The sequence below is a fragment of the Pseudomonas pudica genome, from assembly GCF_015680405.1.
GTDB classification, from domain to species: Bacteria; Pseudomonadota; Gammaproteobacteria; order Pseudomonadales; family Pseudomonadaceae; genus Aquipseudomonas; species Aquipseudomonas pudica.
In genome coordinates this window covers 1-24,771 of record NZ_JADLJS010000057.1, presented here as the reverse complement: position 1 = coordinate 24,771, position 24,771 = coordinate 1, and the positions used below count along the sequence as shown (strand labels likewise).

At 62.4% G+C, this 24,771-nt stretch carries 21 protein-coding genes; 7 read left to right on the top strand and 14 right to left on the bottom strand.

Annotated features, from left to right (window positions below; all coding sequences use genetic code 11):
- Positions 1-124 precede the first annotated feature (124 nt).
- The 4 genes from IRZ77_RS24305 to IRZ77_RS24290 all read right to left on the bottom strand — a co-directional run bounded on the left by IRZ77_RS24305 (position 125) and on the right by IRZ77_RS24290 (position 5,776).
- Complete coding sequence (locus tag IRZ77_RS24305; RefSeq protein WP_085601834.1) at positions 125-3,190, bottom strand: efflux RND transporter permease subunit; 3,066 nt, start codon at positions 3,188-3,190, stop codon at positions 125-127.
- Positions 3,187-4,254, bottom strand: coding sequence for an efflux RND transporter periplasmic adaptor subunit (locus IRZ77_RS24300; protein ID WP_046613608.1), 1,068 nt, complete (start codon positions 4,252-4,254; stop codon positions 3,187-3,189). Before IRZ77_RS24300 ends, IRZ77_RS24305 begins: the two co-directional genes overlap by 4 nt.
- Entirely contained in the window at positions 4,251-5,339 is a 1,089-nt protein-coding gene (locus IRZ77_RS24295) for an efflux RND transporter periplasmic adaptor subunit (protein ID WP_046613609.1), read from the bottom strand. The genes IRZ77_RS24300 and IRZ77_RS24295 overlap by 4 nt, the downstream gene beginning before the upstream one ends.
- Positions 5,340-5,554: 215 nt before the next feature.
- Positions 5,555-5,776, bottom strand: coding sequence for a DUF3077 domain-containing protein (locus tag IRZ77_RS24290; RefSeq protein ID WP_046613610.1), 222 nt, complete (start codon positions 5,774-5,776; stop codon positions 5,555-5,557).
- A 447-nt stretch (positions 5,777-6,223) separates the two neighbouring features.
- Here IRZ77_RS24290 and IRZ77_RS24285 point away from each other — a divergent pair, with 447 nt between their 5' ends.
- Positions 6,224-6,679, top strand: a complete 456-nt coding sequence (locus IRZ77_RS24285) for an REP-associated tyrosine transposase (RefSeq protein WP_108480281.1) — start codon at positions 6,224-6,226, stop codon at positions 6,677-6,679.
- Between the two features lie 105 nt (positions 6,680-6,784).
- On the opposite strand, the gene IRZ77_RS24280 is transcribed toward IRZ77_RS24285, so the two are convergent.
- The 7 genes from IRZ77_RS24280 to IRZ77_RS24250 form a co-directional block, all read right to left on the bottom strand.
- Complete coding sequence (locus IRZ77_RS24280) at positions 6,785-7,678, bottom strand: ABC transporter permease subunit (RefSeq protein ID WP_046613611.1); 894 nt, start codon at positions 7,676-7,678, stop codon at positions 6,785-6,787.
- The gene (locus IRZ77_RS24275) at positions 7,675-8,595 is read right to left on the bottom strand and encodes an ABC transporter permease subunit (protein WP_015272217.1); all 921 of its coding nucleotides are present in this window, start codon (positions 8,593-8,595) and stop codon (positions 7,675-7,677) included. Before IRZ77_RS24275 ends, IRZ77_RS24280 begins: the two co-directional genes overlap by 4 nt.
- Positions 8,592-9,734: a polyamine ABC transporter ATP-binding protein gene (potA, locus tag IRZ77_RS24270; RefSeq protein WP_046613612.1), complete on the bottom strand. Its 1,143-nt coding sequence runs from the start codon at positions 9,732-9,734 to the stop codon at positions 8,592-8,594. The genes IRZ77_RS24275 and potA overlap by 4 nt, the downstream gene beginning before the upstream one ends.
- 71 nt (positions 9,735-9,805) lie before the next feature.
- Positions 9,806-10,900, bottom strand: a complete 1,095-nt coding sequence (locus IRZ77_RS24265) for a polyamine ABC transporter substrate-binding protein (RefSeq protein ID WP_108480283.1) — start codon at positions 10,898-10,900, stop codon at positions 9,806-9,808.
- Between the two features lie 158 nt (positions 10,901-11,058).
- On the bottom strand, positions 11,059-12,156 hold the full coding sequence (locus IRZ77_RS24260; protein WP_196174537.1) for a polyamine ABC transporter substrate-binding protein: 1,098 nt from the start codon (positions 12,154-12,156) through the stop codon (positions 11,059-11,061).
- Positions 12,157-12,326: 170 nt separating this feature from the next.
- The gene (locus IRZ77_RS24255) at positions 12,327-13,688 is read right to left on the bottom strand and encodes an aspartate aminotransferase family protein (RefSeq protein ID WP_046613614.1); all 1,362 of its coding nucleotides are present in this window, start codon (positions 13,686-13,688) and stop codon (positions 12,327-12,329) included.
- A gap of 46 nt (positions 13,689-13,734) precedes the next feature.
- On the bottom strand, positions 13,735-15,093 hold the full coding sequence (locus tag IRZ77_RS24250; protein WP_046613615.1) for a glutamine synthetase family protein: 1,359 nt from the start codon (positions 15,091-15,093) through the stop codon (positions 13,735-13,737).
- Between the two features lie 41 nt (positions 15,094-15,134).
- Between IRZ77_RS24250 and IRZ77_RS24245 the strand changes: the two genes are divergently transcribed.
- Together IRZ77_RS24245 and IRZ77_RS24240 are read left to right on the top strand one after the other, a co-directional pair.
- Complete coding sequence (locus IRZ77_RS24245) at positions 15,135-15,395, top strand: hypothetical protein (protein WP_046613616.1); 261 nt, start codon at positions 15,135-15,137, stop codon at positions 15,393-15,395.
- Between the two features lie 272 nt (positions 15,396-15,667).
- Entirely contained in the window at positions 15,668-17,044 is a 1,377-nt protein-coding gene (locus tag IRZ77_RS24240) for a glutamine synthetase family protein (RefSeq protein WP_015272222.1), read from the top strand.
- A 151-nt stretch (positions 17,045-17,195) separates the two neighbouring features.
- Here IRZ77_RS24240 and argA read toward each other — a convergent pair whose 3' ends face one another.
- Together argA and argE are read right to left on the bottom strand one after the other, a co-directional pair.
- Complete coding sequence (argA, locus tag IRZ77_RS24235; protein WP_013974710.1) at positions 17,196-18,494, bottom strand: amino-acid N-acetyltransferase; 1,299 nt, start codon at positions 18,492-18,494, stop codon at positions 17,196-17,198.
- Positions 18,495-18,618: 124 nt separating this feature from the next.
- Positions 18,619-19,761, bottom strand: coding sequence for an acetylornithine deacetylase (gene argE / locus IRZ77_RS24230; protein ID WP_085601829.1), 1,143 nt, complete (start codon positions 19,759-19,761; stop codon positions 18,619-18,621).
- A gap of 220 nt (positions 19,762-19,981) precedes the next feature.
- Between argE and IRZ77_RS24225 the strand changes: the two genes are divergently transcribed.
- The gene (locus IRZ77_RS24225; RefSeq protein ID WP_003259352.1) at positions 19,982-21,349 is read left to right on the top strand and encodes a CYTH domain-containing protein; all 1,368 of its coding nucleotides are present in this window, start codon (positions 19,982-19,984) and stop codon (positions 21,347-21,349) included.
- 88 nt (positions 21,350-21,437) lie between these two features.
- Here the strand turns inward: IRZ77_RS24225 and IRZ77_RS24220 are convergent, their stop codons facing one another.
- The gene (locus tag IRZ77_RS24220) at positions 21,438-21,905 is read right to left on the bottom strand and encodes an Lrp/AsnC family transcriptional regulator (protein ID WP_085601828.1); all 468 of its coding nucleotides are present in this window, start codon (positions 21,903-21,905) and stop codon (positions 21,438-21,440) included.
- A gap of 126 nt (positions 21,906-22,031) precedes the next feature.
- Between IRZ77_RS24220 and IRZ77_RS24215 the strand changes: the two genes are divergently transcribed.
- The 3 genes from IRZ77_RS24215 (at position 22,032) to IRZ77_RS24205 (ending at position 24,640) form a co-directional block, all read left to right on the top strand.
- Positions 22,032-22,337, top strand: coding sequence for a hypothetical protein (locus IRZ77_RS24215; RefSeq protein WP_153671412.1), 306 nt, complete (start codon positions 22,032-22,034; stop codon positions 22,335-22,337).
- 214 nt (positions 22,338-22,551) lie between these two features.
- On the top strand, positions 22,552-24,237 hold the full coding sequence (locus IRZ77_RS24210) for a GspE/PulE family protein (protein ID WP_085601827.1): 1,686 nt from the start codon (positions 22,552-22,554) through the stop codon (positions 24,235-24,237).
- 88 nt (positions 24,238-24,325) lie between these two features.
- Positions 24,326-24,640, top strand: coding sequence for a DUF2388 domain-containing protein (locus tag IRZ77_RS24205; RefSeq protein WP_003259356.1), 315 nt, complete (start codon positions 24,326-24,328; stop codon positions 24,638-24,640).
- Positions 24,641-24,771 lie beyond the last annotated feature (131 nt).

Genomic DNA, 24,771 nt, shown 5'->3' with positions numbered 1-24,771 from the left:
CGCACCCCCCACGCACCCAGCACCCCCAGGCCCGCCACCCCCCCCCCCCCCCACCCCCCCCCCCCCCCCCCCCCCCCCCCCCCCCCCCCCCCCCCCCCCCCCCCCCCCCCCCCCCCCACAGGGTTCAGTGCTGGGTTTCGGTCTTGTGTTCAGGCTCGCGGATCTTGTACCAGGCCACATACAGGGCCGGCAGGAACAGCAGCGTCAGCAGGGTCGCCACGATGATCCCGCCAATCATGGCGTAGGCCATCGGCCCCCAGAACACCTCGCGGGCAATCGGGATCATGCCCAGGCTCGCCGCCGCCGCAGTCAGCAGAATCGGCCGGCGCCGATGGTTGGTGGCCTCTACCACCGCATCCCACGGCGACAAGCCCTGGGCTTCGAACTCGTCGATCTGGGTCACCAGGATCACCGAGTTACGAATGATGATGCCCGCCAGCGCGAGAATGCCGAGAATCGCCACGAAGCCCATGGGCGTACCTGTGGGCACCAGCGCGATGATCACGCCAATCAGCCCCAGCGGCGCCACGCTGACCACCAGGAACAGCTTCTGCACGCTGTGCAGCTGGATCATCAGGAACGTCGCCATCAGGAACAGCATCAGCGGGATGACCTTGCGGATCGGCCCCTGCGCCTTGGCGCTTTCTTCCACCGTACCGCCGGTGGCCACTTCGAAGCCCACCGGCAACTTGCTGGCGAACTCGTCGATCTTCGGCTTCAACTGGGCCACCAGGTCGGTTGGCTGGATGTCGCCGTTGACCGAGGCCTTGATGGTGATGGTCGGCTTGCGGTCACGGCGCCATACCAGCGGCTGCTCCAGCTCGTAGCGCACGGTGGCGAACGCCAGCAGCGGGATCGAGGTGCCGTTGGGTGTCAGGATCTGCAGGTTCTGCAGCGTATCGGGCGAGCCACGCTCGCTATCCTCGGCACGGGCGACCACGTCGACCAGGTAGATGTTGTCGTTGACCTGGGTGATCTGCACACCGCTGACGATGCTGTTCATCACATTGGCCACATCCTCCGACGACAGGCCCAGCTGGCGCGCCTTGTCCTGGGCGATTTCCACGCGCAACACCTTACCCGGCTCGTTCCAGTCGTAGATCATCTCGCCAATGTGCTCGTTCTGGTCGAGCAAGGTGGCCAGCTCGATGGCATGTTTGCGCACCTCGTCGATATTGGCGCCGCTGACCCGATACTGGATCGGCCGGCCCACCGGTGGGCCCATTTCCAGCGATTGCACGTTGGTGCCGACGCCAACGAACTCTTCATGCAGGATCTTCTGCAGGCGGTCCATCATGGCCTGGCGTTCCTCGAAGCCCTTGCTGACGATCACCAGCTGCGCGTAGTACGGGTTCTGCAACTGCTGGTCGAGGGGCAGGTAGAAGCGGATCGCGCCCTGGCCGATGTAGGTACTCCAGTGCACCAGGTCCGGGTCGTCCTTGATCCGCGCCTCGAAGCGGTCGACCACCTTGCGCGTCTCCTCGATCGAGGCGTTCTGCGGCAGGTTGAGGTCGACGAGGATTTCCGGGCGGTCCGAGGACGGGAAGAACTGGTTCTGCACGAAGCGCTCGCAGAAGATCGCCAGGGCGAACAGCACCACGGTGCCGATGATGGTCAGCCAGCGGTTGCGCATGCACCACAACAAACCATGTTCGAAGGCCCGGCCGACACGGCCCGGCTCGGCCTCATGGGGCTTGAGCTTGGCGCTGCTGAGAATGTGCACACCTAGCACCGGGGCGAAAAACACCGCCACAACCCACGACACCATCAGTGCCACGGCAATTACCGCAAACAGCGTGTAAGTGTACTCACCCGCCGAACTGGCATTGAGGCCGATCGGCACGAAACCGGCCACCGTCACCAAGGTGCCGGTGAGCATGGGGAAGGCTGTGGAGGTATAGGCAAAAGTCGCCGCCTGCTCCTTGCTTTCGCCCATTTCCAGCCGGGTGACCATTACCTCCACGGTGATCATCGCATCGTCCACCAGCAGGCCCAGGGCGATGATCAGCGCGCCCAGCGAAATCCGCTGCATGGTGATACCGCTGTATTCCATGAACACGAACACCATGGCCAGCACCAGCGGGATCGAACAGGCCACCACCAGCCCGGCACGCACGCCGAGGCTGACGAAGCTCACCGCCAGCACGATCACCACCGCCTCGAACAGCGCACTGGTGAAGCCGCCCACCGCTTGCTTGACCACCACGGCCTGGTCGGAAACAGTGTGCACCCCGACGCCCACCGGCAAGTCTTCGATCACCTTGTCCATGCGCTTTTTCAGCGCCGCGCCGAACACCTGGATATTGCCGCCGGCCTTCATGCCGATGGCCAGGCCCAACGCCGTCTGGCCGTTGTAGCGGAACATCGGCGAAGGAGGGTCGACGTAGCCGCGCTCGATATCGGCGATATCGGCCAGGCGGAAGAAGCGGTCGTTGATCTTCAGGTTGACGGTTTGCAGGTCCTTTTCCGAGGTGAACTGCCCGGAGGTACGCACCGAGATACGTTCCGGCCCGGCCTCGATCACACCGGCAGGGGTCACGGCGTTTTGCGATTGCAGGGCCTGCATGACCTGGCGCTGATCGATGCCCAAGGCTGCCAGCTTGCGGGTGGAGAAGTTCAGGTACAGCACTTCGTCCTGGGTACCGATCAGCTCGATCTTGCCGATGTTGGGCACATCGCGCACTTCGGCCCGCGCCTGTTCCACGTAGTCGCGCAGCTGGCGCAGGGTCAGGCCGTCGGCGGTGAAGGCGTAGATCGAACCGAACACATCGCCGAATTCATCGTTGAACCCTGGCCCCTGGATGCCCGCAGGGAATTCACCGCGAATGTCCTGGATCTTCTTGCGCACCTGGTACCAGATTTCCGGGATGTCCTTGGCCTTGGTGGTGTCGCGCAGGTACACGTAGACCGTGGATTCGCCGGGGCGGGTGTAGCTTTTGGTGTAGTCGAGGGAGTCGAGTTCCTCTAGCTTTTTCTCGATACGGTCGGTGACCTGGTACAGGGTTTCGTCCTGGGTCGCGCCGGGCCAGCGGGTCTGGATGACCATGGTCTTGATGGTGAAGGACGGGTCTTCCTCACGGCCCAGGTTGAAGTAGGAGAAGATCCCCATCAGCAGGCCAACGAACATCAGGTACCAGACGAACGATTGATGCTTGAGTGCCCAGTCGGACAGGTTGAAGCTTCCTTTCATTGCGCATCCTCGTCGAAGGTGACCTTCTGGCCAGGCTTGAGGCTGTTCACGCCCGCTGTCACCACCCGCTCGCCGGGCTGTACGCCCGAAGTCAGGACGATGCTGTCGGCGGTGCGGCCGATCAGGGCCACGTCACGAGTGGCCACGGTCTTCTGCTGCGTATCGATCACCCATACCTGGGTCTTGCCGTCGCGCTCGAGCAAGGCACTCAAAGGCAGTTCGCTGCGTGGCGATACCTCCGAACTCAGGGTCACGCTGATGGCGGTGCCCAGGTGGAAGGCCGCCGGGGTGCTGGCCAGGGTCAGGCGAGCGCGGCGGGTGCGAGTGGTGGCGTCGGCTTGGGGTTCCAGTTCCCGCAGGCTGGCGGTGGTGTTGATGGTCGGGTCCAGCTGCGAAGCAACGGTGAAGGTCAGGCCTTTGCTCAACTGCTCGGCCAGGCCGATCGGCAGGTCGATCACTGCTTCCTTCACATCCGGCCTGGCCAGGGTTACCACGGCCTGGCCGGCGGTGACGGTTTGCCCGGCTTCGGCCTGCCAGGCAGTGATTACCGCAGCGTGGTCGGTGCGCAGGGTACTGTAGTCGAGCTGGTCACGCGCCTGGCTGAGCGCGGAGCGCGCCTGCTCCAACGCCGCGCTGGTGGTTTTCAGGTTGGTCTGGGCGATATCCAGCTGGGCCTGGGCGCCTACGCCACGGTCGTAAAGCTGTTGCTGGCGGCGGGCATCGGCCTGGGCGTTGATCCACTGCGCCTGCACCTTGGCCAGATCGCCTTCGGCGGCGCGCAACTGGTTCTGCTGGTCGGTCGGGTCGAGGGTGGCCAGGATGTCACCCGGTTTCACCTGAGCGCCCACATCCAGCCAGCGCCGAGCAATACGCCCGGAAACCCGGAAGCCCAAGGTGCTTTCGAAACGCGCCTGGATACTGCCGGCGAAACGGCCCAACTGCGACTGCACCTGGGGTTCGACCTTGACCGACAGCACCGGCCGAATCGGCTCTGGTGCTTCGTCCTCGCTACTGCAACCGGCCAGCAGCACGCCGGCCGACAGGATCATCAGCAGGCGATTCATAGCTCCCCCCCTTGGGCGCTGGCATCTACCTTCTGCACCTGCATGCCGGGGTGCAGCAACTGCCCGCCATTGACCACCACGGTTTCGCCGCCTTTCAGGCCACTGGCGACCACGATCCTGCCGGTGAGATAACGGCTGACCTCGACCTTGCGCAGCTCTACCTTGTCACCCTCGCCCACTACCCAGACGGCGGGTTCATGCAGGGCCTTGGTCAGTGCCGACCATGGCAGCTCGATGCTTGGCCGCCCCTGTGCATTGGTGGTGGCCGTCACCGGTGCACCCAGTTGCATCCCTGGCGGTACATCCCGCAATCCGACCTTGACCTGTACCGTGCCGCTTTGCGCAGACACTGTTGGGGTGATTTCGCGCACGAAGCCACGGGCCTGGACCTTGGGGTCGTCCAGCAGGCTGACGATCACGCCGGCATCGCTGGCTGGAGCCACCAGCAGCGATTCGTAGACATTGAACACAGCATCACGGTCGCCATCGGTGGCGAGGCTGAAGATTGGCATGGTCGCCTGCACCACCTGGCCGACCTCGGCCTGGCGCTCGGTGATGACCCCATCGGCCTCGGAGACCAGCGCGGTATAGCTCAGTTGTTCGTTGGCGTTGGCCAATTGCGCCTGTGCGGCCTTGAGCGCGCTCTGGTTGCTACGCAGCGCGGCTTCGGCGGAATCGTATTCGCTCTGGCTGGTGTAGCCCTTGGGCAACAGCTTCTGCTGGCGAACGAAGGCAGCGCTGGTCTGGGTGACCCGCGCCTGCGCGGCGAATACCTCGGCCTTGGCCGAGTCGACATTGTTCTGCAGGTCTTTCGGGTCCAGCCGCGCCAGCACTTGGTTGGCCTTTACGTGGTCACCGACATCGACACTGCGCGAAATGATCTTGCCGCCCACACGGAACGACAGGTCGGTCTGCACCCGCGCCTGTACATCGCCGGTCAAGGTGACCCTGGCCGCGAAGTCGGTGGGTGATACCTGTTGCACGCCTACGCGAGGCAGTGTTTCGGTGGTTTCTTCCTTACTACAGCCCGACAGCAGGGACACAAGCCCCAGGCAGACGACCAACAGCGGACGCATCAACGTCATGCAGGCTCCTTGCTTGCGCGCAAATGATTCGTGGGATGCGACTGTTAGCGTAGATCAGGGTTCGATAAACGGCACTGACCGCGATCAAGCTGGCATTTTCGGCGCCTGCGCGAGCCTCTTCGCGGGTAAACCCGCTCCCACAGGGCATGCGCAAGCCCTGAAGGCTGCACAGTCCCTTGTGGGAGCGGGTTTACCCGCGAAAGGGCCGGTACAGGTCAGAGCTGAACTGAAGCCTTGTTCAGCCCCAGTTCGATGTCATCGATCAGTGCTTTGGCAAAGCCGCTGAGAATTCTCGCGGCACTACCGGCCAGCCGGTCATTTTCCATCTCGGCTTCGGTCGTCAGGTGATTGATGCACCCGAGCATTACGGAGAGTTCGGAGAAGGCATGGTTGAAGGGAATATCTCCTATATCTGGACAAGGAGTTGCCACCTTCATCTTTCTCACGGATCAGGGCGGCAACCGTACGCGAGGTGAGAAACCGCGGATATAGGAACGCAGCCAGACGTAAGTCTGCCCGCGCACGGTTGCCATGACGAAAGCACTATATCGTTGGGTTCTCACACCCAGTCCCAAGTACGTTATCCCTGAGGCATTTCCCCAGCAACAGAGCAGCTTCCACACGGCTCGTAGGATAATTCCCAAGCCGATCCAACTGAAGCCTTTGGTTTGAGTTGATGAAAAGTCGTACGCCTCGAGGGCCTCTTCGCGGGTGAACCCGCTCCCACAGGGTTATGTGCAGCCTTCAGGACCTGTGCGATACCCGCGAAAGGGCCGGTACTGCCATCCGCAAACCTCTGCCATATCCAGAAACCATGATCTACACAGCCCCCGCATCTCAGCCACTACCTTTGAAAAGTCACCTGCTTTTCAAGGAAGAAGCCAATGTCGCGAGCCCAGTCTCACCTGCTTCGCCGTGGTCGCTATTCAGAACTTGGCCGGCTCTATCTGCTGACCACCGTCACCCACCAGCGCAAGCCGCTGTTCCATGATTTCCAACATGCCCGGCTGGTCATTCACCAACTGCGACAATCAGACCAGGAACATGCCTGCCGATCATTGGCCTGGGTGCTGATGCCGGACCATCTGCATTGGCTGATCGAGTTGAAAGGTTCGACGTTGGGCACCTTGATGCGCAGGTTCAAGTCCAGGTCCAGTCTGGTTTTGCATCAGGCGGGGGTTGAGCATGATCCGGTATGGCAGTCTGGGTATCAGGACCGGGCACTGCGGCGGGAGGAGAGCATGGTACATGTTGCCAGATACATTGTTGCCAACCCCTTGCGGGCTGGCCTGGTCAGAAGTGTCAGGGACTATCCACATTGGGATGCAGTCTGGCTTTGAATCTGTGCTGGGGCCTTCGCGGGTAAACCCGCTCCCACAGGGATTAACACAGGCCCGAGGCAGTGATATTCCTGTGGGAGCGGGTTCACCCGCGAAGAGGCCGGATCAGACCGACGCAGCCACCTGCGCCGGGCGCTTGACCTGTGGCTGCGAAGCATTCGCCGCAGCGCCCTCTTCGATCGCCTGCTGAATCGCCTTGCGACGACGCTCTTCGGCCTGGCGACTGAAGTACCAGACGAAGAAGGTCACCAGCGACACCGACAGCAGGATCAGGCTTGCCACGGCGTTGATCTCCGGTTTCACGCCCAGGCGCACTGCCGAGAACACTTCCATCGGCAAGGTGGTAGAACCAGGGCCTGACACGAAGCTGGCCAGCACCAGGTCATCCAGCGACAGGGCGAACGACATCATGCCGCCCGCCGCCAGCGACGGCGCGATCATCGGGATGGTGATCAGGAAGAACACCTTCCACGGCTTGGCACCCAGGTCCATCGCCGCTTCCTCGATCGACAGGTCCAGCTCACGCAGGCGTGCCGACACCACCACCGCCACATACGCCGCACAGAACGTGGTGTGGGCGATCCAGATGGTGACGATGCCGCGCTCCTGCGGCCAGCCGATCATCTGCGCCATGGCCACGAACAGCAGCAACAGCGACAGACCGGTGATCACCTCGGGCATCACCAGCGGCGCGGTGACCAGGCCACCGAACAGCGTGCGGCCCTTGAAGCGGGTGACCCGGGTCAACACGAACGCCGCCAGGGTACCCAGCGCCACCGCCGCCACCGCCGTGTAGCAGGCGATTTCCAGCGAACGCATCACCGAACCCATAAGCTGGGTGTTGTCGAGCAAGCCGACGTACCACTTCACCGACCAGCCGCCCCATACCGTCACCAGCTTGGAGGCGTTAAACGAGTAGATCACCAGGATCAGCATCGGCAGGTAAATGAACAGCAAGCCGAGCACAAGCATCAGCTTGGAGAAACTGAAGCGCTTCATGCCCTGCCCTCCATTTCTTTGGCCTGGCTGCGGTTGAACAGCAGGATCGGCACGATCAGGATCGCCAGCATCACCACCGCCAGTGCAGAGGCCACCGGCCAGTCACGGTTGTTGAAGAACTCTTGCCACAGCACCTTGCCGATCATCAGGGTTTCCGGGCCGCCGAGCAGTTCAGGGATCACGAACTCACCCACCACCGGGATGAACACCAGCATGCAGCCGGCGATGATGCCGTTTTTCGACAGCGGCACGGTGATCTTCCAGAAGCTGTTGAAGGTGCTCGAACCCAGGTCCGAAGCGGCCTCGAGCAGGCTCGGGTCGTGCTTCACCAGGTTGGCGAACAGCGGCAGGATCATGAACGGCAGGTATGAATAGACCACACCGATGTACACCGCCAGGTTGGTGTTGAGGATCTGCAGCGGCTGGTCGATCAACCCGGTCCAAAGCAGGAAGCCGTTGAGCAGGCCGTTGTTGCTGAGAATGCCCATCCAGGCATAGACGCGGATCAGGATCGCGGTCCAGGTCGGCATCATGATCAGCAACAGCAGGACCGTCTGGGTTTCCTTCTTGGCGTTGGCAATGGCATAGGCCATCGGGTAGCCGATCAGCAGGCACAGCAGGGTGCTGAAGAAGGCCATCTTCAGCGAGCCCAGGTAGGCAGAGATATACAGCTCATCCTCGGTCAACAGGCCATAGTTGGCCAGGTTGAGCACCAGCTGGACCTTGTCTTCGACGTAGCTGTAGATCTCGGTATACGGCGGGATCGCCACGTCGGCTTCGGCGAAGCTGATCTTCAACACGATGAAGAACGGCAGCATGAAGAACAGGAACAGCCAGATGAACGGCACGCCGATCACCAGGTGCCGCCCCTCTGGGGTAATACGCTGGAAGGCTCGCTTGAGCTTGCGCAGTTTCATGACCGCAGTACCACGCCGCTGTCGTCTTCCCACCACACGTACACTTCATCGCCCCAGGTCGGGCGCGTGCCCTGGCGCTCTGCGTTGGCGACGAACGACTGGACGACCTTGCCGCTCGGCAACTCGACGTAGAACACCGAGTGCCCACCCAGGTAGGCAATGTCGTGAACCTTGCCACGCGACCAGTTGTGCTCGCAGGTCGGTTGCTGGGTGGTGACCAGCATCTTTTCCGGGCGCAGGGCGTAGGTGATGTGCTTGTCTTCTACCGAAGTGGTGATGCCGTGGCCGACATAGATCTTGCGCTCCAGCTCCGGGCTGGCAATGATCGCGTGGCCTTCGGCGTCGTCGACCACTTCACCTTCGAACAGGTTGACGTTGCCGATGAACTCGCACACCAGGCGGCTGGTAGGCGTCTCGTAGATATCCACCGGCGAGCCGATCTGGGCGATCCAGCCCAGATGCATGATGGCGATACGCTGGGCCATGGTCATGGCCTCTTCCTGGTCGTGGGTCACCATCACGCAGGTCACGCCCACGCGTTCGATGATCTCTACCAGTTCCAGCTGCATCTGCGAACGCAGTTTCTTGTCCAGCGCACCCATCGGCTCGTCGAGCAGCAGCAGCTTGGGGCGCTTGGCCAGCGAGCGGGCCAGGGCCACGCGCTGGCGCTGGCCGCCGGACAGCTGGTGCGGCTTGCGCTTGGCATACTGTGTCATGTGCACCAGCTTGAGCATCTCGGCCACACGGGCCTCGATCTCGGCCTTGGGCATCTTGTCCTGCTGCAGGCCGAAGGCAATGTTCTGCGCCACGGTCATGTGCGGGAACAGCGCGTAAGACTGGAACATCATGTTGATCGGCCGCTCGTAGGGCGGCATGTCGGTGATGTCGACGCCATCGAGGAAGATCCGCCCTTCGGTCGGGCGCTCGAAGCCGGCCAGCATGCGCAGCAAGGTGGACTTGCCGGAACCGGAGCCACCCAGCAGGGCGAAGATCTCGCCCTTGCGGATTTCCAGGGACACATCGTCCACGGCTACCGTTTCGTCGAACTTTTTCGTGACCCGGTCGATCTTGACCAGCACCTGCTTGGGTTGCTGGCCACCCTCGAGGGCTTTTTTATAGGCACCGGAGGCAACTGCCATGAGTGAAACTCCCAACAAGATTTTTGTGCCCGCGAGCCCTGTTCTACAGGTGCCGCCACGGGCCTGGATTTTTACTTGCCCGACTTGACCTTGGTCCAGCTACGGGTCATCAGCCGTTGCACCTTGGGTGGCAACTCTGAGTTCACGAACATCTTGTTCAGCACTTCCTGCGGTGGGTAAACCGCGGCGTCAGTCCTCACGGCCTGGTCCATCAGGTCGCCAGCCTTGGGGTTCGGGTTGGCGTAACCGACGTAATCACTGACCTGGGCGATAACCTCAGGCTTCAGCAAATAGTTGATGAAGGCATGCGCCTCTTTGACGTTTTTGGCGTCCTTGGGAATCGCCAGCACATCGAACCAGAGGTTGCCGCCTTCCTTGGGAATTGCGTAGGCCAGGTTCACGCCCTTCTTCGCTTCTTCGGCGCGCGCCTTGGCCTGGAACACATCACCCGAGAAACCTGCCGCGACGCAGATGTCGCCGTTGGCCAGGTCGGTGATGTACTTGGACGAGTGGAAGTAGGTCACGTACGGGCGTACCGCCAGCAGCTTTTTCTCGGCGGCCTGGTAGTCCTTGGCATTGGTGCTGTTGGGGTCCAGCCCCATGTAGTTGAGCACCGCCGGCAGCATCTCGTCCGCCGAGTCGAGGAAGGCCACGCCGCACTTGGCGAGCTTCTTCATGTTCTCGGGCTCGAACAGCACTGCCCAGGAGTCGATGGTGTCCACGCCCAGCGCGGCCTTCACCTTGTCGACGTTGTAACCGATGCCGTTTGTGCCCCACAGGTAAGGCACGGCGTACTGGTTGCCCGGGTCGTTCCTTTCCAGGCGCTTCATCAGCGCCGGGTCCAGGTTGGAATAGTCGGGCAGCAGGTTCTTGTCGAGCTTCTGGAACGCGCCCGCCTTGATCTGCTTGCCGAGGAAATGGTTGGATGGCACTACCACGTCATAGCCGGTGTTGCCGGCCAGCAGCTTGCCTTCCAGGGTTTCGTTGGAGTCGAACACGTCTTGCACGGGTTTGATGCCCGTGGCTTTCTCGAAGTCCGCGAGTGTGGTCGGGCCGACGTAGTCGGACCAGTTGTAGAAGTGCACCGTAGGCGCCGCTTGGACGCTGCATGCCAGCGTCAGGCCCGCTCCAGCCATCAAGGCCTTGCGGAATACAGAAATGGACAAGTGGGTGGTCCTCACAATCAGTGCCTGGGTAGCGACAATGCTGCCGCACACGCAAAACCGGCGCGCAACTTACCTTCGCAGCTTCGATGCCGCAATCATCAATTGCCTTTCACTCGCTCTGGGCCGGGGTTCCCCGGCCCAGAGGTACCGCATCGGGCTTATTTGCCCGACTTGATCTTGGTCCAGCTGCGGGTGATCACACGCTGGGCAGACGCTTCAGGCGCAGCGATCGCGTACAGCTGCTTCTTCACGTCAGCTGGCGGATAGATGCTCGGATCGCTGGTGATTTCCTTGTCCACGAATGGGGTGGCGGCAGCGTTGCCGTTCGGGAAGCGCACGGCGTTGGTGATTTCAGCCATGATTTCCGGCTGCATCAGGAAGTTCATGAACTGGTAGGCAGCGTCTTTATGTTCGGCATCCTTGGGGATGGCGACCATGTCGTAGAAGGTACCGGCACCTTCCTTCGGAATGACGTAGTCCACTTTCACCTTGTCGCCGGCTTCGTGGGCACGGGCCTTGGATTGTTCCAGGTCACCCGAGTAACCGACGGCTACGCAGATGTTGCCGTTGGCCATGTCGCCGATGTACTTGGACGAGTGGAAGTAGGTGATCGAAGGACGGATCTTTAGGAACAGGTCCTCGGCGGCCTTCAGGTCTTCCTTCTTGGTGCTGTCGGTCGGCAGGCCCAGGTAGTGCAGCGCGGCCGGCAGCATTTCGGTCGGGGCATCCAGGAAGCTCACACCGCAGCTCTTGAGCTTGGCGATGTTCTCAGGCTTGAACACCACGTCCCACGAGTCGATCTTGTCCACGCCCAGCGCGGCCTTGACCTTCTCCGGGTTGTAGCCGATGCCGATCGAGCCCCACATGTACGGGAAGGCGTGCTTGTTGTCCTTGTCGCTGGCATCGCCAACGGCTTTGAGCAGGTCAGGGTCGAGGTTCTTCCAGTTCGGCAGCTTGGAGCGGTCCAGTTCCTCGTACACGCCAGCCTTGATCTGCTTGGCCAGGAAGTTGTTTGAAGGCACGACGATGTCATAGCCCGACTTGCCTGCCAGCAGCTTGGCTTCGAGGGTTTCGTTGCTGTCGAAGACGTCGTACTTGACCTTGATGCCCGACTGCTTCTCGAACTTGGCGATGGTGTCCGGAGCGATGTAGTCCGACCAGTTGTAGACGTTCAACACCTTGTCTTCAGCCTGAACAGCGGTAGCCATGGCACCCATCAGGGCGGCGGCCAGCAACGTCTTGCCCATTTTATTCATGCGTAATGCTCCAGAATTTTTTATTTAGCCATCTGTTCAGCAGCCAGGACCTACGGTGCAGAGCGCGCGGCGACTGAAACAGTCGCTAGTCTGGCAAGTTACAAGGCTCTGTATCAAGGAAAGCAGGGCCTTGTAACGACTTAATGTCACATCGCTAGCCTAGCAAACTGTCAACGAATCGCTTCAAGCGTCAGGTCCAGGCATTTGCGTGCCTTTTCCACCAGTTCGTCGATCTCTGCATGGCTGATTACCAGCGGTGGCGCAATGATCATGGTGTCACCCACCGCGCGCATGATCAGGCCGTTGTCGAAGCAGAAGGTGCGGCAGATCATGCCCACGCCCTTGCCTTCGTAACGGCTGCGGGTGGCTTTGTCCTTGACCAGCTCGATAGCGCCGAGCAGGCCCAGGCCGCGTACTTCACCCACCAGAGGGTGGTCCTGCAGTTCACGCAAACGCTTTTGCAAATACGGTGCCGCTTCTGTGCGCGCCTTCTCGACGATTTTCTCGTCACGCAGGATGCGCAGGTTTTCCAGGCCTACGGCGGCCGCTACCGGGTGGCCCGAATAGGTGAAGCCGTGATTGAAGTCGCCGCCTTGGCTGAGTACCTGGGCCACGGTGTCACGCACGATCACACCGCCCATGGGGATGTAACCGGAAGTCAGGCCCTTGGCGATGGTCATCAGGTCGGGCTTGAGGTCGTAGTAGTCAGAGCCGAACCACTCGCCGGTACGGCCGAACCCGCAGATCACTTCGTCGGCGACGAACAGGATGTCGTACTTGGCGAGGATCTCCTTCACCTTCGGCCAGTAGGTTTCCGGCGGGATGATCACGCCGCCGGCGCCCTGGATCGGCTCGGCGATGAAGGCGGCGACATTGTCTTCGCCGACTTCGAGGATTTTCTGCTCCAGCTGCTCGGCCGCCCACACCCCGAACTCATCCGGGGTCATGTCGCCGCCTTCGCCGAACCAGTAAGGCTGCGGGATATGCACGATGCCCGGGATCGGCAGGCCACCCTGCTCGTGCATGCCGCTCATGCCGCCCAGGCTGGCGCCAGCCACGGTGGAGCCGTGGTAGCCGTTGATGCGGCCGATGATGGTCTGCTTCTGTGGCTTGCCTTTAAGCGCCCAGTAATGGCGGACCATGCGCAGCACGGTGTCGTTGCCTTCCGAGCCGGAGCCGGTGAAGAACACATGGGTCATGCCTTGCGGCGCCACGTCGGAGATTGCCTTGGCCAGTTCCAGCGCAGGCGGGTGGGCAGTCTGGAAGAACAGGTTGTAGTACGGCAGCTCGCGCATCTGCTTTTCTGCCGCCTGCACCAGTTCTTCACGGCCATAACCCACTGCCACGCACCACAGGCCAGCCATGCCGTCGAGGATCTTGTGCCCCTCGCTATCCCACAAATGCACACCCTGGGCCTTGGTGATGATGCGCGGCCCCTTCTCCTTCAGCTGCTTGTAGTCACTGAAGGGCGCGAGGTGGTGCTCCCCGCTCAGGGTTTGCCATTCACGGGTTTGCGGGTTGTTGACGCTCATGTGCTTCTCCGTTGTTCGACAGCCGCGTCCTGCGGCACCAAGTTGATCAGACAGCAAACAGCAGGAACTCACGCTCCCAGGAACTGATGACTCGCTTGAAGTTCTCGTGCTCGGCGCGCTTGGTGGCGACGTAGCCGGTAATGAACTTCTTGCCCAGGTACTGCACCAGTGCACGGCTGTTTTCCATGCGTTCCAGGGCATCTTCGATGGTCAGTGGCAGGCGCAGGTTGCGGCGTTCGTAGCCACGGCCCTGCACCGGCGCGCTGGCATCGATGCCTTCGACCATGCCGATGTAGCCACACAGCAGGCTGGCGGCGATGGCCAGGTAAGGGTTGGCGTCGGCGCCCGGCAGGCGGTTCTCGACCCGGCGGCTTTGCGGGCCGGCGTCCGGCACGCGCAGGCCGACGGTACGGTTTTCCTCGCCCCATTCCACGTTCACCGGTGCCGAGGTGTCGGGCAGGAAGCGGCGGAACGAGTTGACGTTGGGGGCGAACAGCGGCAACGCCTCGGGGATGAACTTCTGCAAACCACCAATGTGGTGCAGGAACAGTTCGCTCATGCTGCCGTCGTCGTTGCTGAAGATGTTCTTGCCGGTGGTCACGTCGACCACGCTCTGGTGCAGGTGCATGGCACTGCCTGGCTCGCCAGTCATGGGCTTGGCCATGAAGGTGGCGGCCACATTGTGCTTGAGCGCGGCCTCGCGCATGGTGCGCTTGAACACCAGGATCTGGTCGGCCAGGTGCAGGGCGTTGCCATGACGGAAATTGATCTCCATCTGCGCCGTGCCGTCTTCATGGATCAGCGTGTCGAGGTCCAGCTGCTGCAGTTCGCACCAGTCGTAGACGTCTTCGAACAGCGGGTCGAATTCGTTGGCGGCTTCGATCGAGAACGACTGACGGCCGGTTTCCGGGCGGCCCGAACGGCCTACCGGGGGCTGCAACGGGAAGTCCGGGTCTTCGCTGCGCTTGGTCAGATAGAACTCCATCTCCGGCGCGACGATCGGCTGCCAGCCCTTGTCGGCGTAAAGCTTGAGGACTTTCTTCAGCACGTTGCGCGGCGACAGCTCGACCGGGTTGCCCTTCTTGTCATAGGTGTCGTGGATCACTTGGGCGGTCGGCTCGATGGCCCATGGCACAAGGAACACGGCGTTCTCGTCGGGGCGGCAGATCATGTCGATGTCCGCCGGGTCCAGCAGTTCGTAATAGATGTCGTCATCGACATAGTCGCCGGTCACGGTCTGCAGCAGCACGCTCTCGGGCAGGCGCATGCCTTTTTCGGCGATGAACTTGTTGGTAGGCGAAATCTTGCCGCGCGTGATGCCGGTCAGGTCACTGATCATGCATTCGACTTCGGTGATCTTGTGCTCTTTCAACCAATCGGTGAGCTGGTCGAGGTTGTTACTCATAAATACCTCAGGAGGTAAGGTGGTCCGCGCACTGATTCTGGATGGAGTACATTGCTAAAGCAAAAACCCCCGCGCAGAGCCACAGTGGATACACTGAAAACAGGTGCGTCCGTAATGAGTTCGAAGGGCAGGAAGACGAAACGAAGGGCGGCAAGCCGCTAAGAGGGCAGGTCCGGGAGCGCCAAACGTCAATTATTGCGGCCAGGGCGGCCACGCCATCGACAAAGCTTGCAAAAATGACGTATGTACCCGATGGCACCGCGCAGGCAGTGCTTTCAGGTCTCGGCAAGCGGACCATGTGACCCTCGTATTATTGTGTTCTGGGTTGAGACCGAGCTTAGCCTTGTTCATTTTTTTACACAACACCTCCGTAAAAAATAAAACACGGTTGGTCGGAGATAGCCCTTTGCGCGGGAAATAGCGGATAATGGCTTGCCCCGAGATGCAGCAAATCTGCCGTCGATGTGCCATTTCAGGGCATCATGGGGTTGGCTTGACATCAGTTTGTCTTTTCGATTGACTGGTCTTGCAAGCCCCCCTTGATTGATATTTTTAACAACAAAGGTGTTGCATCATGTCGGTACCCCCGCGTGCCGTTCAGCTTAACGAAGCGAACGCGTTCCTTAAGGAACATCCTGAGGTTCTCTACGTTGACCTTCTGATTGCAGATATGAATGGTGTGGTGCGTGGCAAGCGCATAGAGCGCACCAGCCTCCACAAGGTTTACGAGAAAGGCATCAACCTGCCTGCCTCCCTCTTCGCCCTGGACATCAACGGTTCCACCGTTGAAAGCACCGGGCTGGGCCTGGACATCGGCGATGCTGACCGCATCTGCTACCCGATCCCCGGCACCCTCTCCAACGAACCCTGGCAGAAGCGCCCGACCGCCCAGCTGCTGATGACCATGCACGAGCTCGAAGGCGAGCCATTCTTCGCCGACCCGCGTGAAGTGCTGCGCCAGGTGGTCGACAAGTTCACCGAGATGGGCCTGACCATCTGCGCCGCGTTCGAGCTTGAGTTCTACCTGATCGACCAGGAGAACGTGAACGGCCGCCCGCAGCCACCGCGCTCGCCAATTTCGGGCAAGCGCCCACAGTCGACCCAGGTGTACCTGATCGACGACCTCGACGAATATGCAGACTGCCTGCAGGACATCCTGGAAGGCGCGAAGGAGCAAGGCATCCCGGCCGACGCCATCGTCAAGGAAAGCGCCCCGGCGCAATTCGAAGTCAACCTGCACCACGTGGCCGACCCGCTCAAGGCCTGCGACTACGCGGTACTGCTCAAGCGGTTGATCAAGAACATCGCCTACGACCATGAAATGGACACCACCTTCATGGCCAAGCCCTACCCGGGCCAGGCAGGCAATGGCCTGCATGTACACATTTCCGTGCTGGACAAAGATGGCAACAACATCTTCACCAGCGAGGATCCCGAGCAGAACGCCGCGCTACGTCACGCTGTCGGCGGTGTGCTCGAGACCCTGCCCGCGTCCATGGCGTTCCTTTGCCCGAACGTCAACTCGTACCGCCGCTTCGGCGCGCAGTTCTATGTACCGAACGCGCCAAGCTGGGGCCTGGACAACCGCACCGTGGCCCTGCGCGTGCCGACCGGCTCGCCGGACGCCGTGCGCATCGAGCACCGCGTGGCCGGTGCCGACGCCAACCCGTACCTGATGATGGCCGCTGTACTGGCCGGTGTGCACCATGGCCTGACCAACAAGGTCGAGCCGGGTGAGCCGATCGAAGGCAACTCGTACGAGCAGCTGGAGCAGAGCCTGCCGAACAACCTGCGCGATGCCCTGCGCGAGCTGGACGACAGCGAAATCCTGAACAAGTACATCGATCCGAAGTACATCGACATCTTCGTCGCGTGCAAGGAGAGCGAGCTGGAGGAGTTCGAGCACTCGATCTCCGACCTCGAGTACAACTGGTACCTGCATACCGTGTAAACGAAAACGCCGCCCACAAGGGCGGCGTTTTTGTTCAAGATCGGTGTCGCCTGCTTCGCGGGTAAACCCGCTCCCACAGGGACCACGCCGGCCTCAGGTCCGGTGATGATCCCGTGGGAGCGGGTTCACACGCGAATAGGCCCGTACAGGTTTACAAGGGCTTCTCGAAGATCTTCGAATTGCGCTGGTAGTTGTACAGCGAAGCCCGCGCCGCTGGCAGCCGCTCGACCCCGCTCGGCGCAAACCCGCGTTCGCGGAACCAGTGCGCGGTACGCGTCGTCAGCACGAACAGGGTGTTCAGCCCCAGCTGTCGCGCCCGGCTTTCGATGCGCTCCAGCAGCTCGTCACCACGCCCGCCATGGCGGTACTCCGGGTTCACCGCCAGGCACGCCAGTTCGCCGGCGTCGGAGTCGGCAATCGGATACAACGCCGCACAGGCGATGATCATGCCTTCGCGCTCGACCACGCTGAACTGCTCGATCTCCCGCTCCAGCACCTCACGCGAACGGCGCACCAGGATGCCCTGCTCTTCCAGCGGGCTGATCAGTTCCAGCAAACCTCCCACGTCCTCGATGGTCGCCTCGCGCACCACTTCGAACTGCTCCTGTGACACCAATGTGCCACCACCGCCACGGGTGAACAGCTCGGTCAGCAAGGCGCCGTCCTCGGCATAGCTGACGATATGGCTGCGTGCCACGCCGCCTTTGCAGGCTTCGGCCGCGGCATCCAGCAATTCGCCCTGGTAATCGCTGCCCAGGCGCTGCAGATGCGGGGCAACCTGCTGCGGGCGCAGCTCACGCACCAGCTTGCCATCGGCATCCAGCAGGCCTGGCTCGGCACCGAACAGCAGCAACTTGTCGGCCCCCAGTTCGATGGCGGCGCGGGTGGCCACGTCTTCGCAGGCCAGGTTGAAGATTTCACCCGTGGGCGAGTAGCCCAGCGGCGACAACAGCACGATGGAGCGCTCGTCTAGCAGGCGGCTGATGCCCTTGCGGTCGACCCGGCGCACCTCGCCGGTATGGTGGTAGTCCACACCTTCGAGCACACCGATCGGCCGCGCCGTGACCAGGTTGCCGGACGCCACGCGCAGGCGCGAGCCCTGCATGGGCGAAGCGGCGATGTCCATCGACAGGCGTGCCTCGATGGCCAGGCGCAGGGCGCCGACGGCATCGATCACGCAATCCAGGGTGGCGGCATCGGTGATACGCAAGCCCCGGTGGTAGTGCGGGGTCAGGCCGCGATCAGCCAGGCGGCTTTCGATCTGCGGGCGCGAGCCATGCACCAGTACCAGGCGCACGCCCAGGCTGTGCAGCAGCACCAGGTCGTGGACGATGTTGCCGAAATTAGGGTGTTCCACCCCATCGCCAGGGAGCATGACCACGAAGGTGCAGTCGCGATGGGCATTGATATACGGGGAGGCATGACGCAGCCAGTTGACGTAGTCGGGCATGACAGGGCCTGTGGATAAGTGGACGGAGAACGGCGATACAGGGGGCGTTCAGGATCATCGTCGGAACAGGCTTGCGGTCACGCGCGGTCTCCTCTAGGCAGGAACCAAACAGTTCGGTTGACGTTTAGTCCAGGCAATAGTGCCGGATCAGGTCACGCAATAGACGCACGGTAGGCTCGATTCGTGACATTTCCAGGTATTCGCCGGGCTGGTGGGCACAGGCGATGTCGCCGGGGCCCAGCACGATGGTCTGGCAACCCAGTTGCTGAAGATAAGGCGCTTCGGTGCCGAACGCCACCGCTTCGGCGCGATGGCCGGTCAGGCGCTCCGCCACTTGCACCAGCTCGGCGTCGGCGGCCTGTTCGAATGGAGGCACCTCCGGGAACAGCGGCGCATAGTCGATGCGCACCTCAAAGCGCTCTGCCACCGGCACCAGCTTGGCGCGGATGGCTGCGCGCAGTTGCTCCACGTCCATGCCTGGCAGCGGGCGCAGGTCGAATTCCAGGGCGCACTGGCCGCAGATACGGTTGGGGTTGTCACCGCCGTGGATGCAGCCGAAGTTCATGGTCGGGGTCGGTACGGTGAATTGCGGGTTGCGGTAGGTTTGCTGCCATTGCTGGCGCAGGCCCATCAGCTCGCCCATCACCGCGTGCATGGCCTCCATGGCGCTGCGGCCCAGGCTTGGGTCCGAGGAGTGGCCGCTGCGCCCGAGGATGTCGATGCGGTCCATGAGGATGCCCTTGTGCATGCGGATCGGCCGCAGCCCGGTGGGCTCGCCGATCACCGCCGCACGGCCGAGCGGCTGGCCGGCCTCGGCCAAGGCGCGGGCGCCGGACATGGAGCTTTCTTCGTCACAGGTGGCGAGGATCAGCAGCGGTTGCTTGAAATCGTGCTCCAGCAGCGGGATGACCGCCTCGATGACCAGGGCGAAGAAGCCTTTCATGTCGCAGCTGCCCAGGCCGACCCAGCGGCCATCGGTTTCGGTGAGCTTCAGCGGGTCGCTGGCCCACAGCTGTTCGTCATAGGGTACGGTGTCACTGTGCCCCGCCAGCACCAGGCCCCCCGGGCCGGTGCCACGGCTGGCCAGCAGGTTGAACTTGCCGGGGCTGACCTGCTGGATGTCGCACTTGAAACCCAGGTCGCCCAGCCAGCCGGCCAGCAGGTCGATGACCTGGCGGTTGGACTGGTCCAGCACAGGTTGGGTGCAACTGACCGAGGGCGCGGCGATCAGGGCGGCGAACTGGTCTTTCAGCGTCGGCAACGGCATGCGCGTACTCCTCGGAAGCGTTGCCCATCATAGCAATGCCGTCCAACCGTGTGGGCCTCTTCGCGGGTAAACCCGCTCCCACAGGGAAAGCGCCACACCTGAGGGCAGCACAGAAACTGTGGGAGCGGGTTCACCCGCGAAGAAGGCCACCACGATCCAACAGACGAGAGCCGACTCCTGTAGACTGCTGGGCAACCACGCCCCCTCCTTCGAGCCTGTGATGCACAAAGAAACCGAACTCAAGCTCCGCGCCAGCCGCGAGACCCTTGCCGCCCTGCGCGAGCACCCTCTGCTGAAAAAGCGCAACAAGTCCGGCTGGCAGACCCGCGAACTGCTCAACCAGTACTTCGACACCCCCGAGCGCGAGCTCTCCGCCGCCCGTGTCGCTCTGCGCCTGCGCCGCGATGGCGAGGCCATCATCCAGACCCTCAAGTGCCGCGGCACCAGCGTGGCCGGCCTGTCCGAGCGCAACGAGCACGAATGGCAACTGGACAAGGTCAAGCTCGACTTGAAGAAGCTCGACGACAGCTGCTGGCCCGCGCAACTGGCCAACCTGGACAAAAAGACCATCAAGCCGCTGTTCACCACCGACTTCAGCCGTGAATACGCCGAAATCGCCTGGGGTCGCGGCAAGAGCAAGGTGGTGATCGAGGCAGCGCTGGACCAGGGTTTCGTGATCGCCGGCAAGCGCAAGGAAGAGATCTGCGAGCTGGAGCTGGAACTGCGTGAAGGCGAGCCACAGGCTCTGCTGGAGCTGGCTGCCGAGCTTGCCGCCAGCCTGCCGCTGATGCCATGCGACATCAGCAAGGCCGAGCGTGGCTACCGCCTGCTGGAGCCGGACAGCTACGAGCTGGGCCTGCCGCACACCGAACTGGAGGCCGAAATGGCCGTGGACGACGCCTACGCCGCACTGGCCTGGCAACTGCTGGGCAGCAGCCAGCGCCTGGCCGAGCAATACCGCCACAACGGCCACTGGCGCCTGCTGCAGGACTGGGTCGAGTGCCTGAGCGAGCTGCGTGCCATTACCGCCAGCCTGGGCCAGGCCGCGCCGCGCGCCACCACCCGCGATCTGCGCAGCAGCCTCGACGCCCTGCTCGAAGACTGGCGCCCGCTGGTGCAGGCCGGCAACGAAGACGAAGATATCCGTCGCGCCGCCCCCGAGCAGTTCGCCGAAGAGCTGGAGGACGTGCGCTGGGGCCAGTTCTCGCTGGAAACTTCACGCTGGTTGCTGGCCCGTGCCTGGACCGTGGAGCGCAAAGGCCGTGGCGAGCGCCAGGGCAAGGCGCAGCTGGCAAGCTGGCTGGCGCACCTGTTGGGCGAAGAAGGCCGAGCGTTGAAGCTGCCGTTGTACACACAGCGCCCGGAAGACCTGGCCGAGCAACTGCCGCGCATCGAACAGCTGCTGGCCTGGCTGCACCATGCCCGTCAGGTGCTGGAAGCGCCGCAGATGGACCGCCTGTATGGCGACCTGAAGAAGCTGCATGAGCTGGCTGAACAGCCGATCAGCGATGAAGTGCTGGAAGCGCGTATCGAACAGGCTCGGGCGGTGGACCAGAGCCGCGGTTGGAAGCACCTGCTCAAGGCGTGATACCGAGTCGCCTGCTTCGCAGCGCAAGGCTGCTCCTACAGGTCACCGATATCCCCTGTAGAAGCAGCCTTGTGCTGCGAAGGCCTCATCACGAAAGTGGCAGGCTGGTGGTGGACTTGATCTCCGACAGCGCCACGATCGAGTTCACCTCCTGTATCCCCGGCACGTTCGACAGTTTTTCGAAGAAGAACCGTTCATAAGCCTCGATATCCGGGGTGACGATGCGCAACAGAAAGTCTACCGACCCCATCAGCACATAACACTCCAGTACCTCCGGAAACCCGCGGATTGCGTCGGTGAACTCGTTGAAGTTGGAGCGCCCGTGAGCGTTCAGTTTCACCTCGGCGAATATCTGCGTGTTCAGGCCGACCTTCTTGCGGTCCAGCAAGGTCACCTGCCCGCGAATCACTCCCTCCTCCTTCAACCGCTGGATACGCCGCCAGCACGGCGATTGCGACAGCCCCACTCGCTCGGCGATCTGCGCACTGGACAGCGAAGCGTCCTCCTGAAGCAGCTCGAGGATACGGCGATCATAGGCGTCCAGCTCGCTGCGCATAAATAATTCTCCGGAAAAGGATTTAATGGCTAGAACAATTCGCCAGTACAGCGAAACGATCAAATCATAGCGAAAAAATACCACCGCCAACGTGCAAGAATTTCTCCTACATTTGCGGAGATCAGCATGAACGCACAGCCCCGTACCGACGCCTGGGCCGCCAGCAGCGCCCACAGCACCGTGCACTATCGCCTACAGGCCGAGGCCGAGCCTGACAGCCTGTGCCGGGTGCTCAATCTGTTTGCCCTGCAGTTCCTGACCCCGCACAGCGTGCAGGTGAGCCAGCAGAATGACTGGCTGGATATCGAGGTCGGCATCGGCGGCCTGAGTTGGCACCGGGCCGAGGTGATTGCGCAGAAACTGCGTAACCTGGTGTGTGTGGGTGAGGTGAGCCTGAGCAACTTGCAGCGGGTGGAGCTGGCGGTGGTCTGAGCCATGCTCGGTGCTTGTGCCGGCCTCTTCGCGGGTAAACCCGCTCCCGCAGGTACTGCAAAACTTTCAGGTTTGTGCGGTCCTGTGGGAGCGGGTTTACCCGCGAAGAGGCCGGCACAGGCACTGCAAGATTCCGAAACCTTTCACCCTCGGTAACCCTCCCTCGCCCGGCTAGCCTTGAGCAGGACTCCCCTATCAGGCACGGACGCCAACCATGCATACCCCCGACAACGCGGCACTCGATCTCAAGCACGTGCTCCAGGCCCTGCTCGCCGACCAGCACCTGCACGCCAACGACACCCTGCAGGTCCTCGAGCATGCCGTCACCCACCCCACCGCACACCCGCTGGAACAGATCGCTGCCTGCGCCCTGGAAGACCGCGAACATCCTGGCCAGCTCTTGGACCTGGACCGACTCTGCCAATGGCTGGCCAACAAGGTCGGCCAGCCCTACCTGCGCATTGACCCGCTGCAACTGGACCTGCCCCAGATCGCCGGCCTGATTTCCCCGGCCTTCGCCCAGCGCCACGGCATCCTTATCGTCGCCGCCGATGCGTCCAGCGTCACCGTCGCCAGCGCCCAGCCCTACCAGGATGACTGGCTGGCCGACCTCACCCGCAGCCTGGGCCGGCCGGTCCGTCGCGTGCTGGCCAACCCGCAGCAGGTCCGCCAGGCAGGGCAGTCGTTTCATCGCCTGGCCCAATCGGTAAAAGGCGCGCAACACCAGCAGTCAGCCAGCCTGGGCGAACTCGAACAGCTGCTGGAGCTTGGCAAGCGCCAGGCCGAGGCCAGTGCCGACGACGCGCACATCGTGCATATCGTCGACTGGCTGCTGCAGTACGCCATCGAGCAACGCGCCAGCGATATCCACCTGGAACCACGCCGCGAGCAGGGCCAGCTGCGCTACCGTATCGACGGCCTGCTGCACAACGTCTATGCCTTCCCCGCCGGGGTGACCCTGGCGCTGGTCAGCCGCTTGAAACACCTGGGGCGCATGGACGTCGCGGAAAAGCGCCGACCGCAGGATGGCCGGCTGCAAAGCCGCCTGCCTGGCGGCGGCGAGGTGGAACTGCGGCTGTCGACCTTGCCGACCCCGTTCGGCGAAAAACTGGTGCTGCGCCTGTTCGACCCGCAACAGCTGCAAGAAGGCTTCGACCGGCTGGGCCTGGATGGGCCGCAACTGGATCAGTGGCAAGGCCTGCTACGCCAGCGCCAGGGCATCATCCTGGTCACTGGTCCCACCGGGTCCGGCAAGACCAGCACGCTGTACGCCAGCCTCAAGCTGCTGGCCACGCCGCAGGTCAACCTGTGCACTATCGAAGACCCGATCGAGCGCCTGGACCCCGCCTTCAACCAGTTGCAGGTGCAGCCCGCCCTGGACCTGGGTTTCGCCAACGGTGTGCGGGCCATGCTGCGCCAGGACCCGGACATCATCATGATCGGCGAAATCCGTGACCGCGAGACTGCCCTGGTGGCGGTGCAGGCTGCCCTGACCGGGCACCTGGTGCTGTCGACCCTGCATACCAACGACGCCTGTGGTGCGATCACCCGTCTTCAGGAACTGGGTGTGGCCGACTACCTGATCAAGGCGACGCTGGTGGGGGTGATGGCCCAGCGCTTGGTGCGTACTCTGTGCGCGGATTGCCGCGGTGGTGCGGCGCTGGCCGAAGGCCAGCCGTGTCGTACCTGTCGTGGCACGGGGTTCCATGGCCGCACAGGATTGTTCGAGCTGCTGGTTCCCAGCGACAGCCTGCGCGCTCTGATAGGTCCGGGCGGCGATCTGGCCAGTTTAAGGCGCCAGGCCGTGGCCGATGGATTGCTGGATCTGCGCCGCTGCGGCGAAGCCAAGGTAGCCTGCGGGCAGACCCGCCAAGAGGAAGTGCTGCGGGCCTGTTCCTGAGCAAAAATCCCTTGTATTCAAGGAACTTGCAACCCCGCTGCATATCAAATCGCGCATCTTCAACCCTCACCCTTCGAGGTGTTTCAACATGCGTTTCAAAACCGCCATCGCTGCCGCTGCCTTGCTTTCGCTGCCTATCGGCTCGGCCATGGCCGATACCTTCTGGCGTAACGTGATGACTACCGGTGCTACCACGGCATCGAGCTACCTGACCTCCGGGGATCACAAGCTGGTGATGGCGGCGCAGGATGACGCCGGCAGCTTCGTGGCCAGCGAAGGCGCGATCCGCGGGCCGTTCCTTGAAGCGGCGATTCGCCAGGCCCGCGCAGAGAACCCGGGGATGCAGGCTTCCGACATGGAACTGGCAAATGCCATCCTGGCCAAGAATGCGGTAGCCGAGTAACCACGTCGCCTGCTTCGCGGGTGAACCCGCTCCCACAAGTTGGACTGCCCCCAAGAAGTTGGACAAAAAATCCAACCCTTGGGGGACCTATGGGCAAATACACAGAGCAATTCAAGCTCACAGCCATCTCA

Coding starts and splice junctions, on each gene's coding strand:
- IRZ77_RS24305 (WP_085601834.1), bottom strand. CDS start 3,190: ATGAAAGGAAGCTTCAACCTGTCCGACTGGGCACTCAAGCATCAATCG.
- IRZ77_RS24300 (WP_046613608.1), bottom strand. CDS start 4,254: ATGAATCGCCTGCTGATGATCCTGTCGGCCGGCGTGCTGCTGGCCGGT.
- IRZ77_RS24295 (WP_046613609.1), bottom strand. CDS start 5,339: ATGACGTTGATGCGTCCGCTGTTGGTCGTCTGCCTGGGGCTTGTGTCC.
- IRZ77_RS24290 (WP_046613610.1), bottom strand. CDS start 5,776: ATGAAGGTGGCAACTCCTTGTCCAGATATAGGAGATATTCCCTTCAAC.
- IRZ77_RS24285 (WP_108480281.1), top strand. CDS start 6,224: ATGTCGCGAGCCCAGTCTCACCTGCTTCGCCGTGGTCGCTATTCAGAA.
- IRZ77_RS24280 (WP_046613611.1), bottom strand. CDS start 7,678: ATGAAGCGCTTCAGTTTCTCCAAGCTGATGCTTGTGCTCGGCTTGCTG.
- IRZ77_RS24275 (WP_015272217.1), bottom strand. CDS start 8,595: ATGAAACTGCGCAAGCTCAAGCGAGCCTTCCAGCGTATTACCCCAGAG.
- potA (WP_046613612.1), bottom strand. CDS start 9,734: ATGGCAGTTGCCTCCGGTGCCTATAAAAAAGCCCTCGAGGGTGGCCAG.
- IRZ77_RS24260 (WP_196174537.1), bottom strand. CDS start 12,156: ATGAATAAAATGGGCAAGACGTTGCTGGCCGCCGCCCTGATGGGTGCC.
- IRZ77_RS24255 (WP_046613614.1), bottom strand. CDS start 13,688: ATGAGCGTCAACAACCCGCAAACCCGTGAATGGCAAACCCTGAGCGGG.
- IRZ77_RS24250 (WP_046613615.1), bottom strand. CDS start 15,093: ATGAGTAACAACCTCGACCAGCTCACCGATTGGTTGAAAGAGCACAAG.
- IRZ77_RS24245 (WP_046613616.1), top strand. CDS start 15,135: ATGGAGTACATTGCTAAAGCAAAAACCCCCGCGCAGAGCCACAGTGGA.
- IRZ77_RS24240 (WP_015272222.1), top strand. CDS start 15,668: ATGTCGGTACCCCCGCGTGCCGTTCAGCTTAACGAAGCGAACGCGTTC.
- argA (WP_013974710.1), bottom strand. CDS start 18,494: ATGCCCGACTACGTCAACTGGCTGCGTCATGCCTCCCCGTATATCAAT.
- argE (WP_085601829.1), bottom strand. CDS start 19,761: ATGCCGTTGCCGACGCTGAAAGACCAGTTCGCCGCCCTGATCGCCGCG.
- IRZ77_RS24225 (WP_003259352.1), top strand. CDS start 19,982: ATGCACAAAGAAACCGAACTCAAGCTCCGCGCCAGCCGCGAGACCCTT.
- IRZ77_RS24220 (WP_085601828.1), bottom strand. CDS start 21,905: ATGCGCAGCGAGCTGGACGCCTATGATCGCCGTATCCTCGAGCTGCTT.
- IRZ77_RS24215 (WP_153671412.1), top strand. CDS start 22,032: ATGAACGCACAGCCCCGTACCGACGCCTGGGCCGCCAGCAGCGCCCAC.
- IRZ77_RS24210 (WP_085601827.1), top strand. CDS start 22,552: ATGCATACCCCCGACAACGCGGCACTCGATCTCAAGCACGTGCTCCAG.
- IRZ77_RS24205 (WP_003259356.1), top strand. CDS start 24,326: ATGCGTTTCAAAACCGCCATCGCTGCCGCTGCCTTGCTTTCGCTGCCT.